At 62.0% G+C, this 24,016-nt stretch carries 18 protein-coding genes and 1 pseudogene; 9 read left to right on the forward strand and 10 right to left on the reverse strand.

Annotation, left to right across the window (positions count from 1 at the left end; genetic code table 11):
- The first annotated feature begins 111 nt into the window (after positions 1 to 111).
- Together QTJ18_RS10340 and ppx are read left to right on the forward strand one after the other, a co-directional pair.
- Complete coding sequence (locus tag QTJ18_RS10340; protein ID WP_354669060.1) at positions 112 to 2,283, forward strand: RNA degradosome polyphosphate kinase; 2,172 nt, start codon at positions 112 to 114, stop codon at positions 2,281 to 2,283.
- 6 nt (positions 2,284 to 2,289) lie between these two features.
- A complete protein-coding gene (ppx, locus tag QTJ18_RS10345) occupies positions 2,290 to 3,810 on the forward strand; it encodes an exopolyphosphatase (RefSeq protein ID WP_252751498.1) in 1,521 nt (506 codons plus the stop codon).
- 4 nt (positions 3,811 to 3,814) lie between these two features.
- Here the strand turns inward: ppx and QTJ18_RS10350 are convergent, their stop codons facing one another.
- The 5 genes from QTJ18_RS10350 to QTJ18_RS10370 form a co-directional block, all read right to left on the reverse strand.
- A complete protein-coding gene (locus tag QTJ18_RS10350) occupies positions 3,815 to 4,894 on the reverse strand; it encodes an adenylate/guanylate cyclase domain-containing protein (protein ID WP_252751497.1) in 1,080 nt (359 codons plus the stop codon).
- Positions 4,895 to 5,243: 349 nt separating this feature from the next.
- Complete coding sequence (locus tag QTJ18_RS10355; RefSeq protein ID WP_252751496.1) at positions 5,244 to 6,599, reverse strand: esterase-like activity of phytase family protein; 1,356 nt, start codon at positions 6,597 to 6,599, stop codon at positions 5,244 to 5,246.
- Positions 6,600 to 6,689: 90 nt separating this feature from the next.
- Positions 6,690 to 7,835 (reverse strand): ribonuclease D, encoded by a 1,146-nt coding sequence (rnd, locus tag QTJ18_RS10360; RefSeq protein ID WP_252751896.1) that lies wholly within the window; start codon positions 7,833 to 7,835, stop codon positions 6,690 to 6,692.
- Between the two features lie 126 nt (positions 7,836 to 7,961).
- The gene (locus tag QTJ18_RS10365) at positions 7,962 to 9,383 is read right to left on the reverse strand and encodes a multicopper oxidase family protein (RefSeq protein ID WP_252751495.1); all 1,422 of its coding nucleotides are present in this window, start codon (positions 9,381 to 9,383) and stop codon (positions 7,962 to 7,964) included.
- Between the two features lie 222 nt (positions 9,384 to 9,605).
- Positions 9,606 to 10,853: an MFS transporter gene (locus tag QTJ18_RS10370; RefSeq protein WP_252751494.1), complete on the reverse strand. Its 1,248-nt coding sequence runs from the start codon at positions 10,851 to 10,853 to the stop codon at positions 9,606 to 9,608.
- A 411-nt stretch (positions 10,854 to 11,264) separates the two neighbouring features.
- Between QTJ18_RS10370 and QTJ18_RS10375 the strand changes: the two genes are divergently transcribed.
- The 3 genes from QTJ18_RS10375 (at position 11,265) to QTJ18_RS10385 (ending at position 14,197) form a co-directional block, all read left to right on the forward strand.
- Positions 11,265 to 11,840 carry an isoprenylcysteine carboxyl methyltransferase family protein gene (locus QTJ18_RS10375; RefSeq protein WP_252751493.1) on the forward strand — a complete coding sequence of 192 codons (576 nt, stop codon included), beginning with the start codon at positions 11,265 to 11,267 and terminating at the stop codon, positions 11,838 to 11,840.
- Positions 11,841 to 11,949: 109 nt separating this feature from the next.
- Complete coding sequence (aspS, locus tag QTJ18_RS10380; protein WP_252751492.1) at positions 11,950 to 13,740, forward strand: aspartate--tRNA ligase; 1,791 nt, start codon at positions 11,950 to 11,952, stop codon at positions 13,738 to 13,740.
- 130 nt (positions 13,741 to 13,870) lie between these two features.
- On the forward strand, positions 13,871 to 14,197 hold the full coding sequence (locus QTJ18_RS10385) for a DUF1236 domain-containing protein (RefSeq protein WP_252751491.1): 327 nt from the start codon (positions 13,871 to 13,873) through the stop codon (positions 14,195 to 14,197).
- 105 nt (positions 14,198 to 14,302) lie between these two features.
- On the opposite strand, the gene QTJ18_RS10390 is transcribed toward QTJ18_RS10385, so the two are convergent.
- The gene (locus QTJ18_RS10390) at positions 14,303 to 15,493 is read right to left on the reverse strand and encodes a hypothetical protein (protein ID WP_252751490.1); all 1,191 of its coding nucleotides are present in this window, start codon (positions 15,491 to 15,493) and stop codon (positions 14,303 to 14,305) included.
- 202 nt (positions 15,494 to 15,695) lie between these two features.
- On the opposite strand from QTJ18_RS10390, the gene parC reads away from it, so the two are divergent.
- Complete coding sequence (parC, locus tag QTJ18_RS10395; RefSeq protein WP_252751489.1) at positions 15,696 to 17,963, forward strand: DNA topoisomerase IV subunit A; 2,268 nt, start codon at positions 15,696 to 15,698, stop codon at positions 17,961 to 17,963.
- A 100-nt stretch (positions 17,964 to 18,063) separates the two neighbouring features.
- Here parC and QTJ18_RS10400 read toward each other — a convergent pair.
- The 4 genes and pseudogenes from QTJ18_RS10400 to hemB form a co-directional block, all read right to left on the reverse strand.
- Positions 18,064 to 18,159: pseudogene (locus QTJ18_RS10400) on the reverse strand (AbrB/MazE/SpoVT family DNA-binding domain-containing protein); the annotation flags it as partial.
- 65 nt (positions 18,160 to 18,224) lie between these two features.
- Positions 18,225 to 18,986 (reverse strand): arginyltransferase, encoded by a 762-nt coding sequence (locus QTJ18_RS10405; RefSeq protein WP_252751488.1) that lies wholly within the window; start codon positions 18,984 to 18,986, stop codon positions 18,225 to 18,227.
- 142 nt (positions 18,987 to 19,128) lie between these two features.
- Positions 19,129 to 19,587, reverse strand: coding sequence for an RDD family protein (locus QTJ18_RS10410; RefSeq protein ID WP_252751487.1), 459 nt, complete (start codon positions 19,585 to 19,587; stop codon positions 19,129 to 19,131).
- Positions 19,588 to 19,705: 118 nt separating this feature from the next.
- The gene (gene hemB, locus QTJ18_RS10415; protein ID WP_252751486.1) at positions 19,706 to 20,719 is read right to left on the reverse strand and encodes a porphobilinogen synthase; all 1,014 of its coding nucleotides are present in this window, start codon (positions 20,717 to 20,719) and stop codon (positions 19,706 to 19,708) included.
- Positions 20,720 to 21,018: 299 nt separating this feature from the next.
- Here hemB and QTJ18_RS10420 point away from each other — a divergent pair, with 299 nt between their 5' ends.
- The 3 genes from QTJ18_RS10420 to QTJ18_RS10430 all read left to right on the forward strand — a co-directional run bounded on the left by QTJ18_RS10420 (position 21,019) and on the right by QTJ18_RS10430 (position 23,985).
- The gene (locus QTJ18_RS10420) at positions 21,019 to 21,459 is read left to right on the forward strand and encodes a DUF6163 family protein (RefSeq protein ID WP_252751485.1); all 441 of its coding nucleotides are present in this window, start codon (positions 21,019 to 21,021) and stop codon (positions 21,457 to 21,459) included.
- Positions 21,460 to 21,690: 231 nt separating this feature from the next.
- Positions 21,691 to 22,203: a transcriptional regulator LdtR gene (ldtR, locus tag QTJ18_RS10425; RefSeq protein WP_252751895.1), complete on the forward strand. Its 513-nt coding sequence runs from the start codon at positions 21,691 to 21,693 to the stop codon at positions 22,201 to 22,203.
- A gap of 447 nt (positions 22,204 to 22,650) precedes the next feature.
- Entirely contained in the window at positions 22,651 to 23,985 is a 1,335-nt protein-coding gene (locus QTJ18_RS10430) for a L,D-transpeptidase family protein (protein WP_252751894.1), read from the forward strand.
- Positions 23,986 to 24,016 lie beyond the last annotated feature (31 nt).

Below are 24,016 nucleotides of genomic sequence, written 5' to 3' on the forward strand. Positions count from 1 at the left end.
CGTTGAAAACATGTACGGGCCCATGGAATAGTCGATACCTGCTTTGGGCGGTGGCTTTATTTCGGGAAGGGAACGAGGATGGATCAATTGTCTGAAGCACAGGATGCGGCGCTGGCGGCCATTGGCGCTGCACGCGGCCAGGACGGTGCGGATCTCCTGTCCAGTCCCGAGCGGTTCATCAACCGCGAATTTTCCTGGCTGCAGTTCAATCGGCGGGTGCTGGAGGAGACGCTCAACACCGAGCATCCGCTTCTCGAGCGCGTCCGCTTCCTGTCCATTTCCGCCGCCAATCTCGACGAATTCTTCATGGTGCGCGTGGCGGGACTGGAAGGCCAGGTCCGGCAGGGAATCGTCGTACGCAGCCCGGACGGCAAGACGCCGGCCGAACAGCTGGAGGAAATCCTCAAGGAAATCGACAATCTGCAGATGGAGCAGCAGGCCTCGCTTGCCGTTTTGCAGCAATATCTGGCCAAGGAAGACATCCTGATCGTTCGTCCGGCCGCGCTGTCGGATGAAGACCGCCTGTGGCTCGCGACCGATTTCGAGGATGACCTGTTTCCCATCCTGACGCCGCTGTCCATCGATCCGGCCCATCCTTTCCCCTTCATTCCCAATCTCGGCTTCTCCATGGGCCTGCAGCTCGACAGCAAGAGCGGGCGCGAGCCGATGACCGGGCTCCTGCGTCTGCCGCCGACGCTCGACCGCTTCATCCGCCTGCCGGACGAGGGCCCGACGATCCGCTACATCACCCTGGAAGATGTGGTGAGCATGTTCATCGACCGGCTCTTTCCCGGTTACGAGGTCAAGGGCGCGGGGACGTTCCGCATCATCCGCGACAGCGATATCGAGGTCGAGGAAGAGGCGGAGGATCTGGTGCGCTTCTTCGAGACGGCGCTGAAGCGGCGCCGCCGCGGCAAGGTGATCCGCATCGAGACGGATTCGGAAATGCCGGCATCCTTGCGGCAGTTCGTCGTGCAGGAACTGGGCGTGCCGGACAATCGCGTGGCCGTCCTGCCGGGGCTCCTGGCGCTCAACACGCTGTCGGAAATCACCAAGGCGCCGCGCGACGATCTGCGCTTCGAGCCCTATAATGCGCGCTTCCCCGAGCGGGTGCGCGAGCATGCCGGCGATTGCCTGGCCGCCATCCGCGAGAAGGACATGGTGGTCCATCACCCTTACGAAAGCTTCGACGTGGTGGTGCAGTTCCTGCTCCAGGCGGCGCGCGATCCGGATGTGCTGGCGATCAAGCAGACGCTGTACCGCACCTCCAACGACAGCCCGATCGTGCGGGCGTTGATCGATGCGGCCGAGATGGGCAAATCCGTGACGGCGCTGGTGGAGCTGAAGGCGCGCTTCGACGAGGAGGCCAATATCCGCTGGGCGCGCGATCTGGAGCGTGCCGGCGTGCAGGTCGTCTTCGGCTTCATCGAGCTCAAGACGCATGCCAAGATGTCGATGGTGGTCCGCCGCGAGGATGGCAAGCTGCGCACCTACTGCCATCTGGGGACCGGCAATTACCATCCCGTCACGGCCAAGATCTATACCGATCTGTCCTTCTTCACCTGCAATCCGAAGATCGCCCACGACATGGCCAATGTCTTCAACTTCATCACCGGCTATGGCGAGCCGGAAGAAAGCATGAAGCTTGCCGTCTCTCCCTATACGCTACGGTCCCGCATTCTGCGGCATGTGGAGGAAGAGATCGTCCACGCGAAGGAAGGGCGTCAGGCGGCCATCTGGATGAAGATGAACTCGCTGGTGGATCCCGATATCATCGATGCGCTCTACCGTGCCAGCCAGGCCGGCGTCGAAGTGGATCTGGTGGTGCGCGGCATCTGCTGCCTGCGGCCGCAGGTCCCGGGCCTTTCGGAGAATATCCGCGTCAAATCCATCGTCGGACGTTTTCTCGAGCACAGCCGCATCTTCTGCTTCGGCAATGGCTACGGCCTGCCATCGGAGCGGGCGCTGGTCTATATCGGCTCCGCCGACATGATGCCGCGCAATCTCGACCGGCGCGTCGAGACGCTGGTGCCGCTCCTCAATCCGACGGTGCATGAACAGGTCCTGTCGCAGATCATGCTGGGCAACTTGATTGACAACCAGCAAAGCTACGAGATATTGCCCGATGGAACGTCGCGGCGCTTGGAAGTTCGCCAGGGAGAGGAACCTTTCAACGCCCAGCAGTATTTCATGACCAATCCCAGCCTGTCCGGCCGGGGGGAAGCATTGAAGTCAAGCGCACCGAAACTCATCGCGGGCCTCATCTCCGCGCGCAAGAAATAGTGACGTATGGTACGATCTGAAGCACAGGGGCGTCTCCCCGGAAGCGCACCTGTTTCCGTAGTGGACATCGGTTCGAACTCCGTTCGCGTGGTGATCTACGAGGATCTGTCCCGATCCCCGACCATTCTTTTCAATGAAAAGGTGCTGTGCGGCCTCGGCCGCGGGCTCGGTTCCACCGGCCGGATGGAAGAGGAAGCGGTCAGCCGGGCGCTGAAGGCCTTGCGGCGCTTCAAGGCGCTATCCGACCAGGCCCGGGCGGTGCGGATCTTCGTGCTGGCGACGGCGGCGGCCCGCGAAGCCTCGAACGGACCCGCATTCATTGCCGATGCAGAGGCCATTCTGGGGCATCCCGTGCAGGTCCTGTCCGGCGAGGAGGAGGCGCTCTATTCCGCGCTCGGCGTCATCAGCGGCTTCAACGGCGTGGACGGCATTGCCGGCGATCTCGGCGGCGGATCGCTGGAACTGATCGATATCAAGGGCATGGATTTCGGCAAGGGCATCACCTTGCCGCTCGGCGGTCTCCGCCTGGCCGAATATTCCAGCAATTCGCTGCAGAAGGCACGCGCTTTCGCCAAGACGCAGGTCAAGAACGTCAAATTCCTCGACAAGGGCGAGGGGCGCACCTTCTACGCCGTGGGCGGCACCTGGCGCAACATCGCCAAGCTGCACATGGAGATCACGCAATATCCGCTGCACATGATGCAAGGCTACGAATTGCAGCTGAACGAGATGCAGAACTTCCTCGAGCAGGTGGTTCTGTCGAAGGATTCCAAGGATCCTGCCTGGCAGTCGGTCTCGAAGAACCGCCGGGCGCTCTTGCCCTTCGGCGCAGTCGCCATGCAGGAAGTGCTGGCGGCCATGAAGCCCGCACGGGTCGTGTTTTCAGCGCAGGGCGTGCGCGAAGGCTATCTCTACTCGCAATTGCCGGAGGAGGAGCGGGAAAAGGATCCGCTGCTTCTGGCCGCCGACCAGCTCGCCATCTTGCGGGCGCGTTCGCCCGAACATGCGCGCGAACTGGCGGAATGGACCGGCCGCATGGTGCCGATGTTCGGCATCGATGAATCCGAGGAGGAGGGCCGCTACCGCCGAGCCGCCTGCCTTCTCGCCGATATCAGCTGGCGCGCGCATCCCGATTACCGGGGATTGCAGGCGCTGAACCTGATTGCGCATTCGTCGCTGGTGGGCATTACCCATCCCGGCCGCGCCTATCTGGCACTCGCCAATTATTATCGTTTCGAGGGCCTGCATGACGATGGCGCGACGGGCCCGCTGTCGCAGATCGCCACCCCGCGGCTCCTGTCGCTCGCCAAGCTTCTCGGCGGGCTGCTGCGTGTCGTCTACCTTTTCTCGGCATCGATGCCGGGCGTCGTGCACAATCTCTATTTCCGCCGGTCCAGCGATCCCGATCTGGATCTCGACCTCGTGGTGCCGCACGAATATGCCAATTTCTCCGGCGAAAGGCTGGATGGCCGCCTGCAGCAATTGTCGAAACTGACAGGCAAGCGCCTCGCTTTCGTATTCGAGTAAGCGGTCAGGAGGCTTGCGAGAGCCTGGGCGCGCTTGCGCCGCTGCGATCCAGCGCGAAGACGGAGAGGGGCTCGTTGCGTCCCTTGACCAGATGATCGCCCTGCGGCTGCGCCTCGACGCCGGCCGGCAGGCTGAGATGGCGCAACAGATCCTGCGAGATCAGCACCGGTTGCTGCAATGTCTTGCACAGGCCCTCGATGCGCGCCGTGGTATTCACGACATCGCCGAAATAGGTGATCTTATGGTGCAGCACACCGATCTCGCCCGTGACGATCGATCCGCCATGCAGGGCGGCCGATAGCCGCGGCACCAGGCCGAAATGCTGCTGCCACCACCAGGCCTCACGGTCGATCTCGTCGAGAATGGCATAGAGGCAGCGAATGCAGCGCGCCTGTTCCACCCCCTCCTTGAGCGGCCAGGTGATGATGGCGCAATCTCCCACATAGTCGTCGATCTCGCCCTGGTGGCTGCGCACCGGTTCGGCAAAGCTTGCAAAGACCTCGCCGATGAATTCCTGCGCCTTGAGATCGCCGTGCTGGCGGGCAAAGGTGGTCGATCCCACGATATCGATGAAGAGGAAGAGGCGGTCCTCCTGGACCGGATGGCGATAGCGCCCGGTCAGCAGGCTGAGGAAGACCCGCCGGCCCAGCAATTGCCGGACCCGCAGGATTGTCAGGCCGAGCAGCAGGAAGGCGAGCGTATAGAGAAAGGCCGGCGGACGCAGAATGAGCAATTGCGTCCAGCTCGCTTGCGAAATCCCGGTGAGCTTCAGCGTCACCCCGCTAATGGCAAAGCCTATTCCCGACAAGACAAAATAGATGCCGAGGCTGGACAGGAAATAAGCAGGCGTCGCGAGCCGACGGATGCGCTCCAGAAGGCCCGGCATCAGCCCGCCGGTTTCGAAGATGATCAGTGGCAGGCTGCAGGCAAGCGCATAGATGGAGCCGATATAGAAGGCGCCCTCGACCTCGAAAACCATCATGTAGAGCATGCCGGTAAAGGCAATGAAGACGAGCAGCATGGACCAGCGCAGCCCGGATTGGAACGGTCGGCCCCGAAGCGCCAGTCGCGGTGATCTTGCCATCCTGTCCGTGCCCCGTGGCGGGTGATGTGGGTGAAGCTGGCCCCATCGTCCGCAGCAGAATAGAAGCTTTGACGGATGGTGCAAGGGGTGAGAGGGCGGCGAGAGGAGGGGCGAGAGGAGGGCCAAAAGGAGGGCGAGTGGAGGGCCAAGAGGAGGGGCTCAAGTGACCGGGAGGGAGGCTGGCAAGGGGCCGGGGGCGTGGCGGCTGGCTGGCAAGGGGTCGGGGGATGGCCGGCACCGGCTTGCGGCATGAGATCCATCGGGAGGATTGCAATGCCGGCTTCGGCTGGCCCGAGCACGCCGGACTTTGCCCCGGCGCGCTCTCTGTCAGCCTTGCCGCGGGCCGTGCTCAGCGCGCTTTCAAGAAATCCGCGACGTCCAGCAGCACGAATTCGCTGTCATCCGCCTTGTCGAGGGCGCGGCCGGCCGAGAAGGGCAGATTGTTGTCATTGCCGACGAGGATATGTGTGCCATCCACGATGTCGACATTCTCGATGGTGACGAAGGGCATGCTGTAGAGCCCGTCTTTGCCGCCCTGTCTTGCCTTGTGGTCCGGATCGGCAATGGCCATCAGGTCGATATAGCCGATCTTGCGCACGGGTTTGCCGAGTGTGTCATCGGTCATCTCGATCTTATAGATCCGCTTGTGCTTCGCCGGTTGGGCAAAGCAGGTCGGTGTGGGTGTCTTCGGATCCGCGCAGGCCTGCTGCATGCCGCCTTCGCCGCCATCCCGCTCGATTATCAGCGCCGTCGTCTGATCGATCATGTTGAAATCGCCGATGGCGACCCCGCCGGCGGAAAGCGGATAGAGCCAGCTGCGGCCAGTCCAGCCGGCGCTTGCCGCGTCGAGTTCGATGATGTGCAGCACCGTCTGGCCATCGACCTGCTCGACCGCGCCGGTCTCGGTATAGAGCGGCCCCTCCAGAAGCGCGTAGAGCTTCGCGCCGTCCTTGGATAGAGCCAGGCCCTCGAAACCGCCGGACCGCTTCAGGTTGAAGGCCGGCAGTTTCGCCGTTGGATTGGCAGGCAGCGACAAAGCGGGATTGTCGGGCGAGAGGACCGGCTTGCCGTCGACCTCTGTCGGAATGACCCTCTGCAATTCGCCCTGACGGTTGACCTTCAGAACGGCGGGCTGGAATTCCTCGCCCAGCCAGAAACCGTCTTCGACCGGCTGAATCGATTCAACATCGAAATCGGCCCCCGTGAGATAGCGCTTTTCGGCGCCTTCCAGGACGATCGGACCAGTTGCCTTGCGGTCGGGGTCCGACAGGAACACGGTTTCCAGCCGCTCCACATTGCCTTTGTCCCAATCGAAGCGGATGTGGTGCAGCATCAGCATGGCGTCGCTGGAATTGGCCTTTGCGCCATAACCATTGTCGGAAAGCGTCCAGAAGGTGCCGTCCGCCATGGCCTTGATACCGGAAAAGCCCTGCAACGGCTGGCCGGCAAAGGGCAAGGCGATCCCGGTGGTGCGGTTCGCATCCTTGCCGGGGATGGAGCCCAGCGCTTCCGTCCGCTTGCCGCTTTCGGTGAATTTGCCGGAGGTTTGCAGGAAGGCGGGGGCATCTGCCGGTGCCTTGATAATGCTATTGGCAGGCACGACCGCCTGGCCGACCAGAGTGGCCGGGAAAAGCCTGTCATCGGCAAAGGCTGGATTGCACAGCAGGATCGAAAGGCCAAGCGCGGCAAGAAGAGGACGAGACATAGGGGCACCTGACCACTGGGAATGAATGCCCTCTGTCTAGATACCGTCTGTGACAGTCTCACTATGGCTTGCTGAAGCTTTGATGACGGCTTAAAGCTCGACAGTCTCGACCTTCTTGTCGACGAAGCGAAGCGCGACCGATCCTGCGATCAGTTTCAAGGCCGGCTCTCCGAAGAGATCGCGCCGCCAGCCGGCCAGGGCCGCCACTTCGGCATTCTCGCCATCCACCGCGATTTTGTCGAGGTCGTCGGTATTGGCGATCACCTTGGCGGCCACCCCGTGCTTTTCCGAAATCAGCCGCAGCAGAACCTTGAGGAGTTCAACGGCCGATTGTGCGCCTTCGGGCGTGTGGACATGCTTGGGCGCATGCGGCATCTCGGCCTTGGGCAGTGCCAAAGCGGTGTTGACCGCGTCGAGAATGGCGCCGGCGGAGGAGGAGCGCTCCCAGCCCTTGGGAATGGTGCGCAAGCGGCCCAGCGCCTCGCTGTCCTTCGGCTGCTGCTGGGCAATCTCGTAGATCGCATCGTCCTTGAGGACTCGCGAGCGCGGAACATTCCGGCTGCGGGCCTCCCGCTCGCGCCATGCGGCGACATATTTCAGGATGGCAAGCTCCTGCGGCTTGCGCAGGCGCGATTTCAGCCGCAGCCAGGCATCATCCGGATGCATGTCGTAGGTTTCCGGATTTTCGAGCACCGCCATCTCTTCGGAAACCCAGGTTGCGCGGCCTTCACGCTCCAGCTGGTCCTTGAGGAAAAGATAGACGTCGCGCAGATGGGTCACATCGGCCAGCGCGTAATCCAGCTGCTTTTCCGAAAGCGGCCTGCGGCTCCAGTCGGTAAAGCGCGAGGACTTGTCGATCTGCACGTTCTTCGTGCGCTGGACGAGCTGGTCATAGGAAATCGAATCGCCGAAGCCGCACACCATGGCGGCGACCTGCGTGTCGAAGATCGGATGCGGGATCAGCTTGCCCAGGTGATAGACGATTTCCAGATCCTGCCGGGCGGCATGGAAGACCTTCAGCACCGCGCTATTGCCCATCAGGGCAAAGAAGGGCGCAAGATCCAGGCCCTTGGCCAAAGGATCGACAATCACTTCGAGATCCGGACTGGCCATCTGGATGAGGCAGAGTTCCGGCCAGAACGTCGTTTCCCGAAGGAATTCCGTGTCCACGGTCACGAAGTCGGATTGGGCAAGCTTGCTGCAGGCGTCGGCAAGAGCGGCAGTCGTTTCAATGATCAACATAGTCGTTCGTCAACAGACCCTAGATGGCGTTGTTCCACCTTCCTTTTCCCTTTCGGCCCCGGATGTCAACAGAAGCGGCGAAAAAGACGCTCAAGGCCTGCGGCTTGCGCCCTCCCGCCATCACGCAACGCGCAGATAGGAGGTCATGCCGGTCTTCTGGTGCTCGATGATATGGCAGTGCAGAACCCAGTCGCCCGGATTGTCCGCCACCAGCGCGAGTTGAACCTTTTCATCCGGCAAGACGAGGTAAGTGTCGGAAATCAGGGGTGAAACGGTGCGGGTGCTGGAGGCGATCACCTGGAAGTTCATGCCGTGCAGGTGGATCGGATGCAAATGCGGCGTGAGGTTTTCCAGGTTTATCAGATAGGTTTTCCCGAGTTTAAGCTCCGCCAGCGGTGCCGTCGGGTCGGCGGTGTCTCCCGGCCAGGGAACCTTGTTGATGGCCCAGAAGGAATAGCCGAGAAAGCCGCAAAAGGAATCGCGACCGGCATTCTCCGCCGTCGCACTCAGGACGAGCGGGATCGTCTCGGCCGATTTGAGGTCGGGAACGGTCCAGGGATTGGGGGCCAGCGCGCTAACCGATCGCAGGTCGCGCTTCAGCGAGCCGCCGATCGCCCGCAGCGTGGCGACGGTCCTGGCGCTGGAAGGCCGGATATCGACAAGCGATGCCGTCTGACCTTCGCCCTCGGGCATGCGGATCACGAGATCCGCCCTCTGGCCGGGCGAAAGGGTCAGCTGGTCCAGCGGCACCGGCTGCGGAAGCGGCTGGCCGTCAAGCGCGATGATGGCCGCCTCGGCCCCCTCCAGCCTCAGCGAATAGATCCGCGTGACATCCGTGACCGCCAGGCGAAGGCGGATCAATCCGCCCGCCGGCGCATCGAAATTCGGCTGAACCTGCCAGTTGGCGCCTCTGACCGTGCCGAATGTGCCGTTCTTGGCGGCATCGCGCGGCTTGAACTGGGCGATGAACTGCCCGTCGCCGCCCAGCCGCCAATCGCGCAGGTTGACGGCGATATCACCGTCGAAAACCGGATCGGCGGGGTTTTCGACGATGAAGAGGCCGGTCATGCCGCGCCCCATCTGCGTCAGCGTGTTGCAATGCGGATGATACCAGAAGGTGCCCGCATCGGGCGGCGTGAACCGGTAATCGAAACTGTCGCCGGTGTAGACGTAAGGCTGGGTGAGGAAGGGCACGCCGTCCATGCTGTTGGCGATGCGCAGGCCATGCCAGTGAATGGTCGTCGGCTCGTCAAGACGGTTGGTCAGGCGCGCGGCAAAGCTCTGGCCCTGCTTGACGCGAAGCGTGGGCGGCATGGGTCCCATGGGCCCCACGGGCCCCAAGGCGGCATCCTGAAGGCCGTAGGTCATCACCTCGCGGGTCAGGTTCCGGCCATCCAGGACCGCTTCGGTGCGCTTTGCCTCGAGTGTCACCGCCGTTGCAGCCGAGGCGCTGCGATACAGTCCTGCGGCTCCGAGTCCCGCGCCATAGGCGGCAAGGCCGGCACCGGCTTTGAGAAGGTTGCGGCGGGACAGCACAGGCATGAGGGCGCTCCGACTTCAAACCTGACCGCGCGACACTGCGCGGCGGTTTTGCGAGAACAACATGCGCAAGACAGACCCTGAAAGCGTGACGAGCCGACCATGAGGATCGCGACACGCTTGCCGTCCGAAAGCATGCTTCCCGCTTCCTTTGCCTGCTTAAAGCTGAGCGGCACGATCATCAATAGGAGGCGCCCGGCGAAATTGCCGCAGGCCGGGACCGGCTTACGGCTTGTCGCCCTTGCCCTGGTCCGAAGGCGCTCCGGCCAGCCGGTTGAAATAGGGCGAGGTGCGCAACAGGGCCCGGAAGCGTCCGGGCCGCTGCGAGGGTGGCACCGGCGGCCGCACCCGCATGCGCACCACCGTGTACCAGAGGAAGCCGGCAAAGATGAAGGAGGTGTAGACGAAGAAGGCCTCCGGCCCGATGAATTGCAGCAAAAGCGAGGCCAGAAGCGGGCCGATCGTCGCGCCGATCGACCAGAAGAACAGCAGGCCCGCAGAGACCAGCGCATGTTCGCCCGGCTTGGCATGATCATTCCCGTGCGCCGAACACAAAGAATAGAGCGGCATGGCAAAGGCGCCATAGATGAAGACGCCGATGATATTGGACGTCTCATCCGTGCCGGCGAAGAAGGACAGGTAGCCGCCCGTCAGGATCGTCCCGATAGTGGCCCAGATGATCACCTTGCGGCGGTCGAGCCGGTCGGAGAACAGGCCGAGCGGATATTGCAGCACGACCCCGCCGATAATGCCGGCGCTCATGAAGGTGGCGATCTGCGTCACGTCCATGCCGATATCCTGGGCGTAAAGCGGCCCGATATTGCGGAAGGCGGCCATGCTGAGGCCGACGGCGACGACACCGACGACCGAAAGCGGCGAGATGCGCCAGACGGCGCGAATATCGTAGTTGATCGCCTCCGGCGGCGTCGGGCTGGATCGGTCGGCAACGGAGATCGGCACCAGCGAAAGCGCAAGGGCGATCGCCACCAGCGAAAAGATCACCGGTCCGTCAATGCCGAAGGCAGGGATGAGGTATTGCGCCAGCGTGACCGAGCTGAGGTCGACCAGGCGATAGACCGACAAGGTGCGGGCGCGGTTCTGGTTCGTCACCTTGGCATTGATCCAGCTCTCGACGACGGCAAACAGGCTGGCGACGCAGATGCCGATGGCAAAGCGCATCAGGGTCCAGAAGATCGGCGAGATCACCAGCGGCATCAGGATCGAACAGCAGGCGGCAATGGCTGCCATGGCGGCGAAGGTGCGGATATGGCCGATCGAACGCAGGATGCGGGTGACATAGAGACAGCCGATGGCAAAGCCGATGCTGTAGCCGGCTCCGATCAGCCCGATGACCGAAGGGGAAAATCCCTCCGACGATCCGCGAAGGGCAATATAGGTCCCCTGCAAGCCGTTCCCGCCGATCAGTATGCCCGCCGTAACGAGGAGAGGAACTAGCGGACGAATGGTCGACATGGGAACCGGCATGAGACTGAGGATGCAGCGCAACGCAGGATGCGGGCACGGCTTGATCCGTGTTGTAACCCTCCCCGACGGGCGATGACAATTCAGAGCGTGAATTGATCGATCAAATATATCGATGCACCGTTGTGCCGATCACCCGGTAGATCAGTCGATAAACCAGACGATCAACCAGTCATCGGGCGAGGCGGCGGATCCATCGGGGACCGGATCGCCACTCGGTGGCGGAACCCGCCTTCGCGGTGGGGCTTCCGGCGCCCTGTCTTCACGTCCTGCTCGGTACGCACGGGATGGCTTGAATCTTTGATGTCACACTTTTAGGAGATGCTGCATGCGGTCCGCGGGCTTGTGTCGGCCGGTCGCCAGTGAGGGAATGACGGTCTTGACGCGGATGGTGTTTCGAACGTGATCCTGCAAATGACCGTGGGGGCGGTGAGGGGTGAGATGGAATTCGTGCTGATCCTGTTGTTTGTCATCGGCGCTCTGGTGCGGGTGTCGAGTGTTCTGGTGTCCAGGCGGCATGAAAGCGCCCTGCGCAAGGCCGGGGCCATGGAATATGGCGCGCTCAATACCCGCCTTCTGGCTCTGGCGCATATCGCCTTCTATATCGCCTGCCTTTGCGAAGGCCTTGTCCGCGAAACCCGCTTCGATCCGGTCTCGCTGCTCGGTCTTCTGCTATACGCGGCGGCGATCGGAATGCTGGTGTGGATCGTGCAGATCCTCGGTCCCTTGTGGACGGTCAAGATCATGATCGCGCGCCAGCACGAGATCAATCGCCATTTCCTGTTCCGCACCATCCGCCACCCGAATTACTTCCTCAACATCCTGCCGGAGCTCCTCGGCTTTGCGCTGATGTTCCACGCCTATCTGACCTTGATGGTGGGCCTGCCGGTCTACGGCCTGTTTCTCGCCATCCGCATTCATCAGGAGGAGGCGGCCATGCGTGCGCTGGCCGCAAGGCAGCAGAAAGAGGCCGCCTGACCGGTTCTGCCTTGACAAAGCAGGCGCGTCATGCGCTTTTCCGCCCGATTTTCCCCTGCCGGCCCGGCCTTGCGCAGTGCGCCGGCACAAGTGATTCCAGGATTTCGACATGCACCGTTACCGCAGCCACACCTGTGCAGCCCTCCGCAAGTCCGATGTGGGCCAAACCGTTCGCCTGTCCGGCTGGGTCCATCGCGTCCGCGACCATGGCGGCGTTCTCTTCATCGACCTGCGCGACCATTACGGCATGACGCAGGTGGTGGCCGATCCGGATAGCCCTGCCTTCAAGATGGCGGAGACGGTTCGCGGCGAATGGGTCATCCGCATCGACGGCGTGGTCAAGGCGCGGACCGACGAAACCGTCAACAAGACGATGCCGACCGGCGAGATCGAACTCTACGCCCGGGAGATCGAGGTTCTGTCGGCCGCCAAGGAACTGCCGCTACCTGTCTTCGGCGAGCCGGATTATCCGGAAGACGTGCGCCTGAAATACCGCTTCCTCGACCTGCGGCGCGAGACGCTGCACAAGAACATCGTCCGCCGCACGCAGATCATCGCCTCGATGCGTTCGGGCATGACGGCTGAAGGCTTCGCCGAATATTCGACGCCCATCCTGACGGCCTCCTCGCCGGAAGGCGCGCGCGACTTCCTCGTGCCGAGCCGGATCCATCCCGGCCAGTTCTTCGCGCTGCCGCAGGCGCCGCAGCAGTACAAGCAGCTCCTGATGGTGGCCGGCTTCGACCGCTACTTCCAGATTGCGCCGTGCTTCCGCGACGAAGACCCGCGTGCCGACCGCTTGCCGGGCGAATTCTACCAGCTCGACGTCGAGATGAGCTTCGTCACCCAGGAGGATGTCTGGGGCACGATGGAGCCGATGATGACCAAGGTCTTCGAGCAGTTTGCCGAAGGCAAGCCGGTGACCCAAGAATGGCCGCGCATTCCCTACGATGTGGCCATCCGGAAGTACGGCTCCGACAAGCCGGACCTCAGAAATCCGATCGAGATGCAGGATGTGACCGAGCATTTCGCCGGCTCCGGCTTCAAGGTCTTCGCCAATATGATCGCCTCCAATCCGAAGGTGCAGGTCTGGGCCATTCCCGCCAAGACCGGCGGCTCCCGCGCTTTCTGCGACCGGATGAATGCCTGGGCGCAGAGCCAGGGCCAGCCGGGCCTCGGCTATATCTTCTGGAAGGAAGAGGACGGCAAGATTTCCGGATCCGGCCCGCTCGCCAAGAATATCGGCGAGGAGCGTACCCAGGCCGTGCGCAGCCAGCTCGGCCTCGAGGCCGGCGATGCCTGCTTCTTCGTCGCGGGCGAGCCCGCCAAGTTCTACAAGTTTGCCGGTGAGGCGCGCACCCGCGTCGGTGAGGATCTGAACCTCGTCGACCGCGACCGGTTCGAATTGTGCTGGATCGTCGATTTCCCCTTCTTCGAATACAACGAGGAAGACAAGAAGGTCGATTTCGCCCACAACCCCTTCTCCATGCCGCAGGGCGGCCTGGAAGCTTTGGAAAGCCAGGATCCGCTGACGATCAAGGCCTACCAGTATGATGCCGTCTGCAACGGCTTCGAGATCGCCTCGGGCTCCATTCGTAACCAGTCGCCGGAGCTGATGGTCAAAGCCTTCGAACTGGTCGGTCTTTCCAAGGCCGACGTGGAAGAGCGCTTCGGCGGCATGTATCGCGCCTTCCAGTATGGCGCGCCGCCGCATGGTGGCTGCGCTTTCGGCATCGACCGTATCGTCATGCTGCTGGTGGGCGCCAAGAACCTGCGCGAGATCACGCTGTTCCCGATGAACCAGCAGGCGCAGGACCTTCTGATGAATGCCCCGGCGCCGGCCATGCCGAAGCAGCTGATGGAATTGTCGCTGCGGGTCATTCCGCCGCAGAAGAAGGACTGAATGCGGGCGCGCCCGGCGTTGTTTCCGGGCGCTCCGAACCACTCCTGCCGCAAGGCAGGTCCGCATCTCGGCGGAACCATCTCCAGGGCTTTGCATTGTCACGCCAGCATCAACGCCCGAGGAGAGCATCATGCTGAAGACCCTCATGGCCGCATCGGCGGCACTATTCGTATCGAGTGCCGCATTCGCGCAATCGACCGTCATCGTCACGGAACCGGCCCCGGCGCCGGGTGCCGTCGTGGTGCGGGAAATGCCTGCCGAAGTGCGGACCTATGTCATGCAGCAGCAGGTTCCGTCCGTTTCCTATAGCGGCGACGTCCTGGTTGGCCGCGTGCTGCCGCAGGAAGTCGAGACGCATGTCATCGACGGCTATGGCAACTATGCCTATACGGTCGTCAACGAGCGCCGCGTCGTCGTCGATCCGCAGACGCGCCAGGTGATCCAGGTCCTCGACTGACCGACGCCACGCAAAGACAAGACCGAGTGCACAACAAAAAGGCCGGAGCAGCGATGCTCCGGCCTTTCTGTCGTCAGGCGCAGCCTGGCTTGTCGATCGTTGCGATCAGTCATTGGCCGTAACGGTGACGCCCAGCATATCGGGCAGGGTATTCGGTGCCGCCTGCGCCGTGCCGATGATCATCGGCAGCGGAACGGGGTTGGCCGGTTCTGCGGTGATGGTGATATTGCGCGGATTGTCGATGAAGGTGTTGATGGCCGTCGAGAGGCTGTTCTGCAGCGTCGGAACATTCAGCTGGGCCAGCATCAGGGGCGCCATGCCCTTCACCATCATGGCCATCTGTTCTGAGGAAACGCCCTGCGTCTTGCCGGCAAAGGCAAGGCCACGATTGGTAATGCCGCTGTCTTCGAAGCTGAGCGAGGCGCTGTTGAAGGTCAGCTGCTGCATCAGGCCCAGCATGGCAAGACCTGCGGCCTGTTGTGCGGCCTCCTTGTTGGGATTGGCTTCGGCGGCCTTCGCGGTTTCCTGAACCGATTTCAGGAAGGCGAGCGTATAGCCGGAAAAGCTGAGCGACATGTTGAGGCGGCCGACATTGTCGAAAGCCAGCGCATATTCCTCCAGATTGACCGTGCCCGGTTCCATCTCCCAATTGCCCTGCATTGTGAGCTTCCCGGTCAGCGTGGTGAGGCCCAGGCTTTCGATCGCTTCGCGCGTCTTCGGATCCTCGACAAGGCTGAGATCGGCGGAGACGCCATCCACCTTGGCATCGAAGCTCACGCCGGAATCATCGTCCTCACGCGTCAGGTTGGCCTCGCTTTCGCGAATGCCGAGAACCTGCTTGCCATTGACGGTGACGTTGATCGGGCCGGTATGCGCCTGTTCGTAGAAGAGGATGGAGTCGAGATTGTTGGCGGTCTGGTCGGCCGGCACGCTGACATTGGTCAGATACAGGCTGGACGCCGTGATCGCGGTTTCCTTTTCGGAAATATTCACGTCCGGCAGCGTGACGCGGGAGATGAAGTAGCCGCCATCACTTTCCTCCTGCACATCTTCCAGCTTGATGTCGCCCACCTTCAGCCGTTCGCCGCCCTTGTCGTCCCCGAGCGTGACACCCTTCAGCGTGACATCGCTGCCGCTGACATCCACGCCGGCGACAGCCAGGTTGCCGGGCTGGAGATTGGAGGCTGCGGTGATCTTGGACAGCAGGTCCTGCCCATCAAGTGCAAATGCCTGCGATGCGGCAAGGGCGAAGGAAGCGCTGGCCAGCAGAAGGCGAGCGGTACGGGTGCGGTTCATCGAAATCCTCCTGAGGCCGGCTGTCGCCGGTGTTGTGGTTCGTGCTGTTTTACATGAGCCTTACGGTCCGCGTCCATGCCTCGCACGCGCTCCTGCGCGCTTCTTGCAAACAGCGCGGCTGGCAAGAGGCTTTCTCCCTTCATCCACAGGCGGTTTGCAGCAGATGATTGCCGCGACCCGGCCTTTCCGGTAGTCAAATCGCATGGGAAAGACTGTGACACCTCCACCCGGCGACGGCGGCGACGGCGATGACAACATCCTGCCGGTCGATCTGAAGGCGGCGCTTGAAGAGCGCTATCTTGCCTATGCGCTGTCGACCATCATGCACCGTGCGCTGCCGGACGTGCGCGACGGGCTGAAGCCGGTGCATCGCCGCATCATCCATGCCATGAGCGAAATGGGCATCCGGCCCAATTCGGCCTTCAAGAAATGCGCGCGTATCGTCGGCGATGTCATCGGTAAGTTCCATCCGCATGGCGACCAGTCGGTCTATGACGCGCTGGTGCGGCTAGCCCAGGATTTCTCCCAGCGCTATCCGATTGTCGACGGGCAGGGCAATTTCGGCAATATCGACGGCGATAATGCCGCGGCCTACCGATATACCGAAGCCCGCATGACGGAAGTGGCGGCCCTTCTTCTGGAAGGGATCGACCAGGACGCCGTCGATTTCCGGCCCACCTATAACGAGGAAGACGAGGAGCCGGTGGTCCTGCCGGGCGCCTTCCCCAATCTCCTGGCCAATGGCGCCTCCGGCATCGCTGTCGGCATGGCCACCTCCATTCCGCCGCACAACGCCCACGAATTGTGCGATGCCGCGCTTTATCTGATCAAGCATCCCGACGCTTCGGTGGAAAAGCTGGTGGAATTCATCCCCGGTCCCGATATGCCGACGGGCGGCGTGATCATCGACAGCCGTGACCAAATCATCGAGGCCTACAAGACCGGCCGCGGCGGTTTTCGCGTGCGCGCCCAATGGGCAACCGAAGATCTCGGCCGCGGCGGCTACCAGATCGTCGTCACCGAAATTCCCTACCAGGTGCAGAAGTCGCGTCTGATCGAGAAGATCGCCGAGCTGCTGATCGCCCGAAAGCTGCCGCTTCTGGAGGATGTGCGCGACGAATCGGCCGAAGATATCCGCATCGTGCTGGTGCCGAAGAACCGCACCGTCGACGCGACGCTCCTGATGGAATCGCTGTTCCGCCTGACCGAGTTGGAAAGCCGCTTCCCGCTCAACATGAATGTGCTGTCCATGGGCCGGGTGCCCAAGGTCATGGCGCTGAACGAGATCCTGCTGGAATGGCTGCAGCACCGCAAGGAGGTGCTGATCCGCCGCTCGCGCTTCCGGCTGGCCGCCATCGACCGCCGCCTGGAGATTCTTGGCGGCCTGCTGATCGCCTATCTCAATCTCGACGAAGTCATCCGCATCATCCGCGAAGAGGATGAGCCCAAGCCGGTCATGATCGCCAAATGGGATCTGACCGACGTGCAGGCGGAGGCGATCTTGAACATGCGGCTGCGCAATCTGCGCAAGCTGGAAGAGTTCGAGATCCGCAAGGAGTTCGACGAGCTGACGAAGGAGAAGGCGGATATCGAAAGCCTGCTCGCCTCCGACGACAAGCAGTGGAAGGTGGTCGAGCACGAAATCCAGGATGTCCGCAAGAAATTTGCCAAGGGACGCGGCAAGCCCTTTGCCCGCCTGACCTTGTTCGCCGATGCCCCGCAGGCGGATGTGGAAGCCATCCAGCAGGCGATGATCGAGAAGGAGCCGATCACGGTCGTCATCTCGCAGAAGGGCTGGATCCGCGCGCTGAAGGGGCATATGGCCGATACGTCAAGCCTGACCTTCAAGGAAGGCGACGGACCGAAGCTCGCTTTCCCGGCGCAGACGACCGACAAGATCCTCCTGCTGACGACCGGCGGCAAGGCCTATACGCTGGGGGCAGAAAAGCTTCCCGGCGGTAGGGGTCATGGCGAACCGATCCGCATCATCGTCGACATGGAGAATGATCAGGATGTGCTGACGGCTTTCGTCCATGACGCCTCGCGCAAGCTGCTGCTCTCCTCCACCGCCGGCAACGGTTTTGTCGTGGCGGAAACCGAACTTGTCGCCAATACCCGCAAGGGCAAGCAGGTGATGAACGTGTCCATGCCGGACGAGGCCAAGCTCGTCGTGCCCGTCTCGGGGGATCACCTCGCCATTGTCGGCGACAACCGCAAGCTGCTGGTCTTCCCGCTGGCCCAGGTGCCGGAAATGAGCCGCGGCAAGGGCGTGCGGCTGCAGCGCTACAAGGATGGCGGCATTTCCGACGCCAAGTGCTTTGCAATCGCCGAGGGCCTGACCTGGGAAGACAGCGCCGGGCGCATCTTCACCAAGACCAAGGATGAGCTTCTGGAATGGATGGGTGACCGCGCCACTGCCGGCCGCACCGTGCCGAAGGGCTTCCCAAGAAGCGGCAAGTTCGGCGGGTGAGGGACAGCTGATCCGTTCTCAGCGCCCCGAAGGATAGGGCACTGTATGGTCACGCAGGAACCGCGCCGCGCCTTCCTCGTCGATGTCGCCTGCTGCGACGGAGCGTATCCCCGGCACGCACCCCCATTCGGTCAAGCACTTCTCTCGGAATGATGATACCTTCAGAATTGCCGATCTTGCGCAGCGTAACGTTCATCGCACCTCACTCCATGTTATAACAGCATTATAACATGCGGTAGAGAGCGTGACTATGACATCCGCTTATTCCGCGCCATCCTCGGCATAGAGTTCCCAGCCGCGCGGGGTCAGATGCTCCTGCGGCTGGAACCGCGTCTTGTAATGCATCTTGGCGGATCCCTTGACCCAGTAGCCGAGATAGACATGCGGCAAGCCGAGCTGGCGTGTGCGCAGCACGTGATCGATAATCATGAATGTGCCGAGCGACCGGCGCTCCATGGTCGGGTTGTAGAAGGAATAGACCATCGACATGCCGTCGCTCATCAGATCGGTCAGAGCCACGCCGATGAGTTCGCCCTTGGGCTGGTCGCCGATGCCGGCGCCGGGCACGCGTTTGCGATATTCGATCAGCCGCGTGCTGACATGCGTGTCTTCCACCATGATGGCGTAATCCAGCGCCGACATGTCAGACATGCCGCCCCGCTGATGGCGGGAATCGAGATAGCGCCGGAAGAGCATGAATTGTTCGGTGGTCGGCTGCGGCGGGCCGGCGGTGCCGACGAGATCGGCATTTTCGGCCAGAACTCGGCGCATATTGCGGCTGAGCACAAGCTCATTGGCGAGGATGCGCACCGAGACGCAGGCCCGGCACCCCTCGCAGGCGGGACGATAGGCGATGTTTTGCGAGCGTCGGAAGCCCCCTTGCGTCAGGAGATCGTTCATCTCAGCCGCACGCGGCCCGACCAGATGCGTAAAGACCTTGCGCTCCATTTCGCCGGCAAGATACGGGCATGTTGCCGGCGCCGTCAGATAGAACTGCGGTGAGGGCGTCGCCTGAGTATTCATTCGCGCAAATCGACCCCTGGTGCTGGACGAGGCGGCGAAGCAATCTCGCCTGCCATCTCAATAGCATGGCGCAAGTTTGGGAAAGGTCAACAGGCGCTCCGCCGGCAAAGCGCCTGAAAGCGACGATCCATCGGATCCCCGGTCAATCCGCCCGCACCATCACCGTGCCGAGCAACATGTCGTGAACGAGGCGCGAGCGATCGAGGAACAGGCCCGCCAGCAGAATCAGCGGCGTCAGAATGGAGTTGAGGATCCAGAACAGCACCATGTGCACGACGGCGGTCAGGAAATCCAGGCGACGGCCATCGACCCGCATCATCATGATGCCGGCGGCGCGCATGCCGGGGCTTGCCTGGGCGCGTCCGCCGACCGTCATGCCGAAATAGATCAGCGCCACGATGACGAAGAGGGCGGGATAGAGGAACCAGCCGAGGCCGAGCGTGAGGACGCCGAGGAAGAACACCACCACCGCCGCCGGAATGCACAGGATGAGGACCAGCAAATAATCGATGACGAAGGCAAAGACGCGGCGGGACAGCACGCCGCGATAGGCGCGCCAGTCCTGCGGGGCGGCAACGGCGGGATTGGTGTCGAACGACATCTCTCAGGTCTCCTTTTGAACCGTCCATTCATATGGTGAGCTGAAGGGGGCTTCACAAGAAGGTGACTGCGCCACCGGCAATCGATCCGGCCGCCACCCGCTGCCCCTTCCTCTCTTCTTAAGCGCCTTTCAGTTTGCGCGCGACATCCATGGCGAAATAGGTGAGGATCCCGTCGCAGCCGGCGCGCTTGAAACAGGTGAGCGTCTCCATCATGATCCGCTCGCCATCGATCCAGCCATTCATCGCCGCCGCCTTGATCTGCGTGTATTCACCGGAGACCTGGTAGGCGAAGGTTGGGAGACCGAAAGCCTCCTTCATCCGCCAGCAGATGTCGAGATAGGCGATGCCGGGTTTCACCATCAGCATGTCGGCGCCTTCCTCCACGTCCATCGCCGCATCGCGCAGCGCCTCGGTCGCATTGGCCGGATTGATATAATAGCTGTTCTTGTCGCCCTTGAGCAGCCCGCCGGTATTGATCGCCTCGCGATAGGGACCGTAAAAGCCGGAGGCGAATTTGGTGGCATAGGACATGATGCCCACATCCTGGTGGCCGCCGGCATCGAGCGCACGGCGAATGGCGCCAATGCGGCCATCCATCATGTCCGAGGGCGCGATGATATCCGCCCCCGCATCGGCCTGCATCACCGCGGCGCGGGCAACCTGGTCCACCGTCTCGTCATTGACGATCACCCCGTCGCGCAGGATGCCGTCATGTCCGTGGCTGGTGAAGGGGTCGAGGGCCACATCGGTAATGATGCCGATCTCCGGCACCGCCTTCTTAGCGGCGGTCGTGAAGAGGTTGATGAGATTGTTGCGCTCCAGGATTTCCGAGCCGCTGGCATCGCGCTTGTCCATTTCCACATCCGGAAAGGGAGCGATCGCCGGAATGCCGAGATCGGCGGCGGCGCGCACCGCCTCCACCGCCTTGTCGACGCTCATGCGGTTCACTCCCGGCATGGCGGCGATGGGATCCACGATATTGGTACCGGGGACAATGAAGATCGGCCAGATCAGATCGTCCACCGTCAGCCGGTTTTCCTGCACCAGACGGCGTGTCCAGTCGGCCTTGCGGTTGCGGCGCATGCGGCGATGGCCGGTGATTTCGTCGACGAGATGTGTCTTGTCTTTCATGGCAGTCTCATTATGGGATTGGCGCGGGGTTCGAATTGAAGTGCGCACAGCGTCTGCTTGCAAGATGCAGGCCCGCCGCGGCGGTGCCTTGGGGTGAATGTCAGGGGAACCTAAGCAGACTTGCATTGGCCTGCCAACGCTTGGCCCGCTTCGTTTATTGCTTTGACGCAGGTTCCTATCATCGACATTTGGTATAAGACACTTTTCCGGAACCTGCCTAGCATGGCCCGAGCCGAAATGCGACGCGCCGCGCTGCTGCATGCTGGCAGTCCTGACCAAACGGGGTTATCCTTGCCGCCATGGAGCCTGATTCACCCGTATCGCCGAAGCGCAGCCTGATCGAGATCCTGTTCGTGATCTTCCTTCGCGGCATTGCCATTCTGTGCTTCTGGTTCGGCCTGCAATATTGGGCCATGCTGGTCGGCTACACGTTTGACGGCCGCGCCCGCTTCGATCTTCTGAGCCTGCCATGGCGGGCGGCTGCCTCGGCGCTCGCCGTCGCCTATCCGGTAGTGTCGCTCGGCCTGTGGATGGCCACTTCCTGGGGCGCCGTGCTCTGGGTGATCGCTGCCGGCGGGCAGGTCCTGATGTACCAGGTCTGGCCGCAGATCTTCGGCCACAATGTCGTCATCCCGCTTCTGCATGGCCTCGTGGCAGCGCTCTATATTGTCTTCCGCCTGGCCATTGCGCTGGAAGAACGGCGCAAGATGGAAGAGCGGGTAAGGGTTGATTTACCCTGATCTTCAAGCTTTCACGGCTGCTTTTGGTCCGAAAAAATCCCCTAAAATATTGATTTTGTAAGATGTTTTATTTGCGACTGCACGCTGTCCCACAGCTTGGGGCAGGGGGGAGGCCGGCATTAACCGCTCATTAGCCGCGTGTTTTAAGTCGAATTTTATGCGCTTTCGATAGGGTCTCTCACAAGGCGGGAAGAAACAAACACCGCCAAACAAAACAGTGAGGCAGACATGTTGAACACCAAGATCAAGCCGCAGGCAACTGCGAACGCCGGCACCCACGAAGAAGCCCTCCACAACCTCTACCTGGAGTCGCTCCACCTGGTCGAACGTCTCCATCGCCGCCTGCTCGACGTCATCAAGGACGAATTCGATCGCCAGGGCCGCGATGATGTCAACGCCATCCAGGCACTGCTGCTCTTCAATATCGGCAATTCCGAACTGACGGCCGGCGAACTGCGCTCGCGTGGTTACTATCTCGGCTCGAATGTTTCCTACAATGTCAAGAAGCTGGTGGACCTCGGTCTCATCAACCACCAGCGCTCGCGGATTGACCGCCGCTCGGTGCGCATCAGCCTCACCAAGGCCGGTCAGGAGATCGCCGAAGTGGTTGCCAAGCTCTACGAGCGCCATATCGGCTCGATCGAAAAGGTCGGCGGGATCGGCGAGAGCGAATTCAACCAGATGAACAAGCTCCTGCAGCGCCTCGACCGCTTCTGGAACGACCAGATCATGTATCGCCTCTGACCCGTGTCGGGCATCGGGCGCCGATCCACCGGCCCCGAGGCATGCCCTCGACACCTGACCTCCCGTCGCGATCGAAACCGGATGCGCCTTGCCGCATCCGGTCTTCGCCCGTTTCGCGATATCGCCTGTCGTCTCGTCGTCTCGTGGTCTCGTCGCTGTGGGATCGCAAATCCGATCACGTTTGCAGGACCTGGCAACACAGGGATGTGAGGTGGCGGGCGCTGACAATAATTGGCCATATTGATATGGGAGCGCAGCTGCCATGAGGCCGTATTGCCGGGGCGCCGAATCGGGACTTTCGGAAATCCTGCGCTTGGACGCGTGTTTTTCGACAATGATGCTGACCGCTTGAGGCGGGCAGGGGCGTTTTTCGGCGAGCGGTGCTTTGTTAACCATATCGCTGTAGGCAGGTAAGATCGCCTGCCTGCGGATAACATGGATCGAATGATGTCGAAAAAGAGCGAAGCCGAACTGTTCTCCCGCCGTAAACTTCTGCGGTCCGCCGTCTCCCTTGGAGCAGCCTCCATCGCCGCTCCCGTTCTGGCACAGGATGCGCTGCAGGGGATCATCTCGGCTCCCCGCCGCGGCACCTGGGACGACCAGTTCGATGCGACCGCCGCGTCGCGCACCGCCGCCACGGTGACGTCCAACAATCCGGTGCTCGGACCCATGGGGCCCGCCAATATCCAGCAGGCCATCATTCAGTATCAGCAGATTGTCGGATCCGGCGGCTGGCCGCAGGTGACCCCCATGCAGGACGGCCTGCGCCTCGGCGCTGCCGAACCTGCCGTGCAGCAATTGCGTCAGCGCCTGATGATCTCGGGCGATCTGCCGCAATCGGCCGGCATGTCCAGCTCCTTCGATTCCTATGTCGATGGCGCGGTCAAGCGCTTCCAGGCCCGCCACGGTCTCCCGGCGGACGGCGTACTCGGCGAATTCACGCTGAAGGCGATGAATGTCTCCGCCGATGTCCGCCTCAACCAGTTGAGCACCAATCTCGTTCGCCTGCAGTCGATGGCCGGCGACCTCGGTCCCCGTTACATGATGGTCAATATTCCGGCGGCCTATGTGGAAGCCGTGGAAAACGAACGTGTCGCCCTGCGCAACACGGCCGTTGTCGGCCGGATCGACCGCCCCACCCACACCATCAATTCCAAGGTCTATGAGGTCATCCTCAATCCTTACTGGACGGCGCCGCGCTCGATCGTCGAAAAGGATATCGTGCCGCTGATGCGCAAGGATCCGACCTATCTGGCGCGCAACAATATCCGTCTCTTCGACGGCAAGGGCACGGAAGTATCGCCGGAAACCGTGGACTGGTTCGCACCCAAGGCGCCGAACCTGATGTTCCGGCAGGACCCTGGCAAGATCAACGCCATGGCATCCACCAAGATCAATTTCCACAATCCCAACAATGAATACATGCATGATACGCCGCAGCAGGGCCTGTTCAACAAGCTGATGCGCTTTGAATCCTCCGGCTGCATGCGCGTCCAGAATGTCCGCGACCTGGTGACCTGGCTGCTGCGCGATACGCCCGGCTGGTCGCGTCAGGAGATCGAGCGGGTGATCGCCGCGCGCGTCAGCACGCCGATCAAGCTGGCACAGGAAGTCCCGGTCTATATCGTCTACATCACGGCCTGGTCGGCGAAGGACGGCGTCGTGCAGTTCCGCGACGATATCTATCAGCGGGATGGGGCGACGGAGCTTGCCCTGCAGACGAGATTCGGTGTCGAGCAGAATCCCGGTTCGATCGACGACGATATGCTGCCTCCGCAATAAGACCTGCAAATTTCGAATTATCTTGACGGCC

It is taken from the genome of Rhizobium sp. SSA_523 (assembly GCF_030435705.1).
Taxonomy (GTDB): Bacteria; Pseudomonadota; Alphaproteobacteria; order Rhizobiales; family Rhizobiaceae; genus Neorhizobium.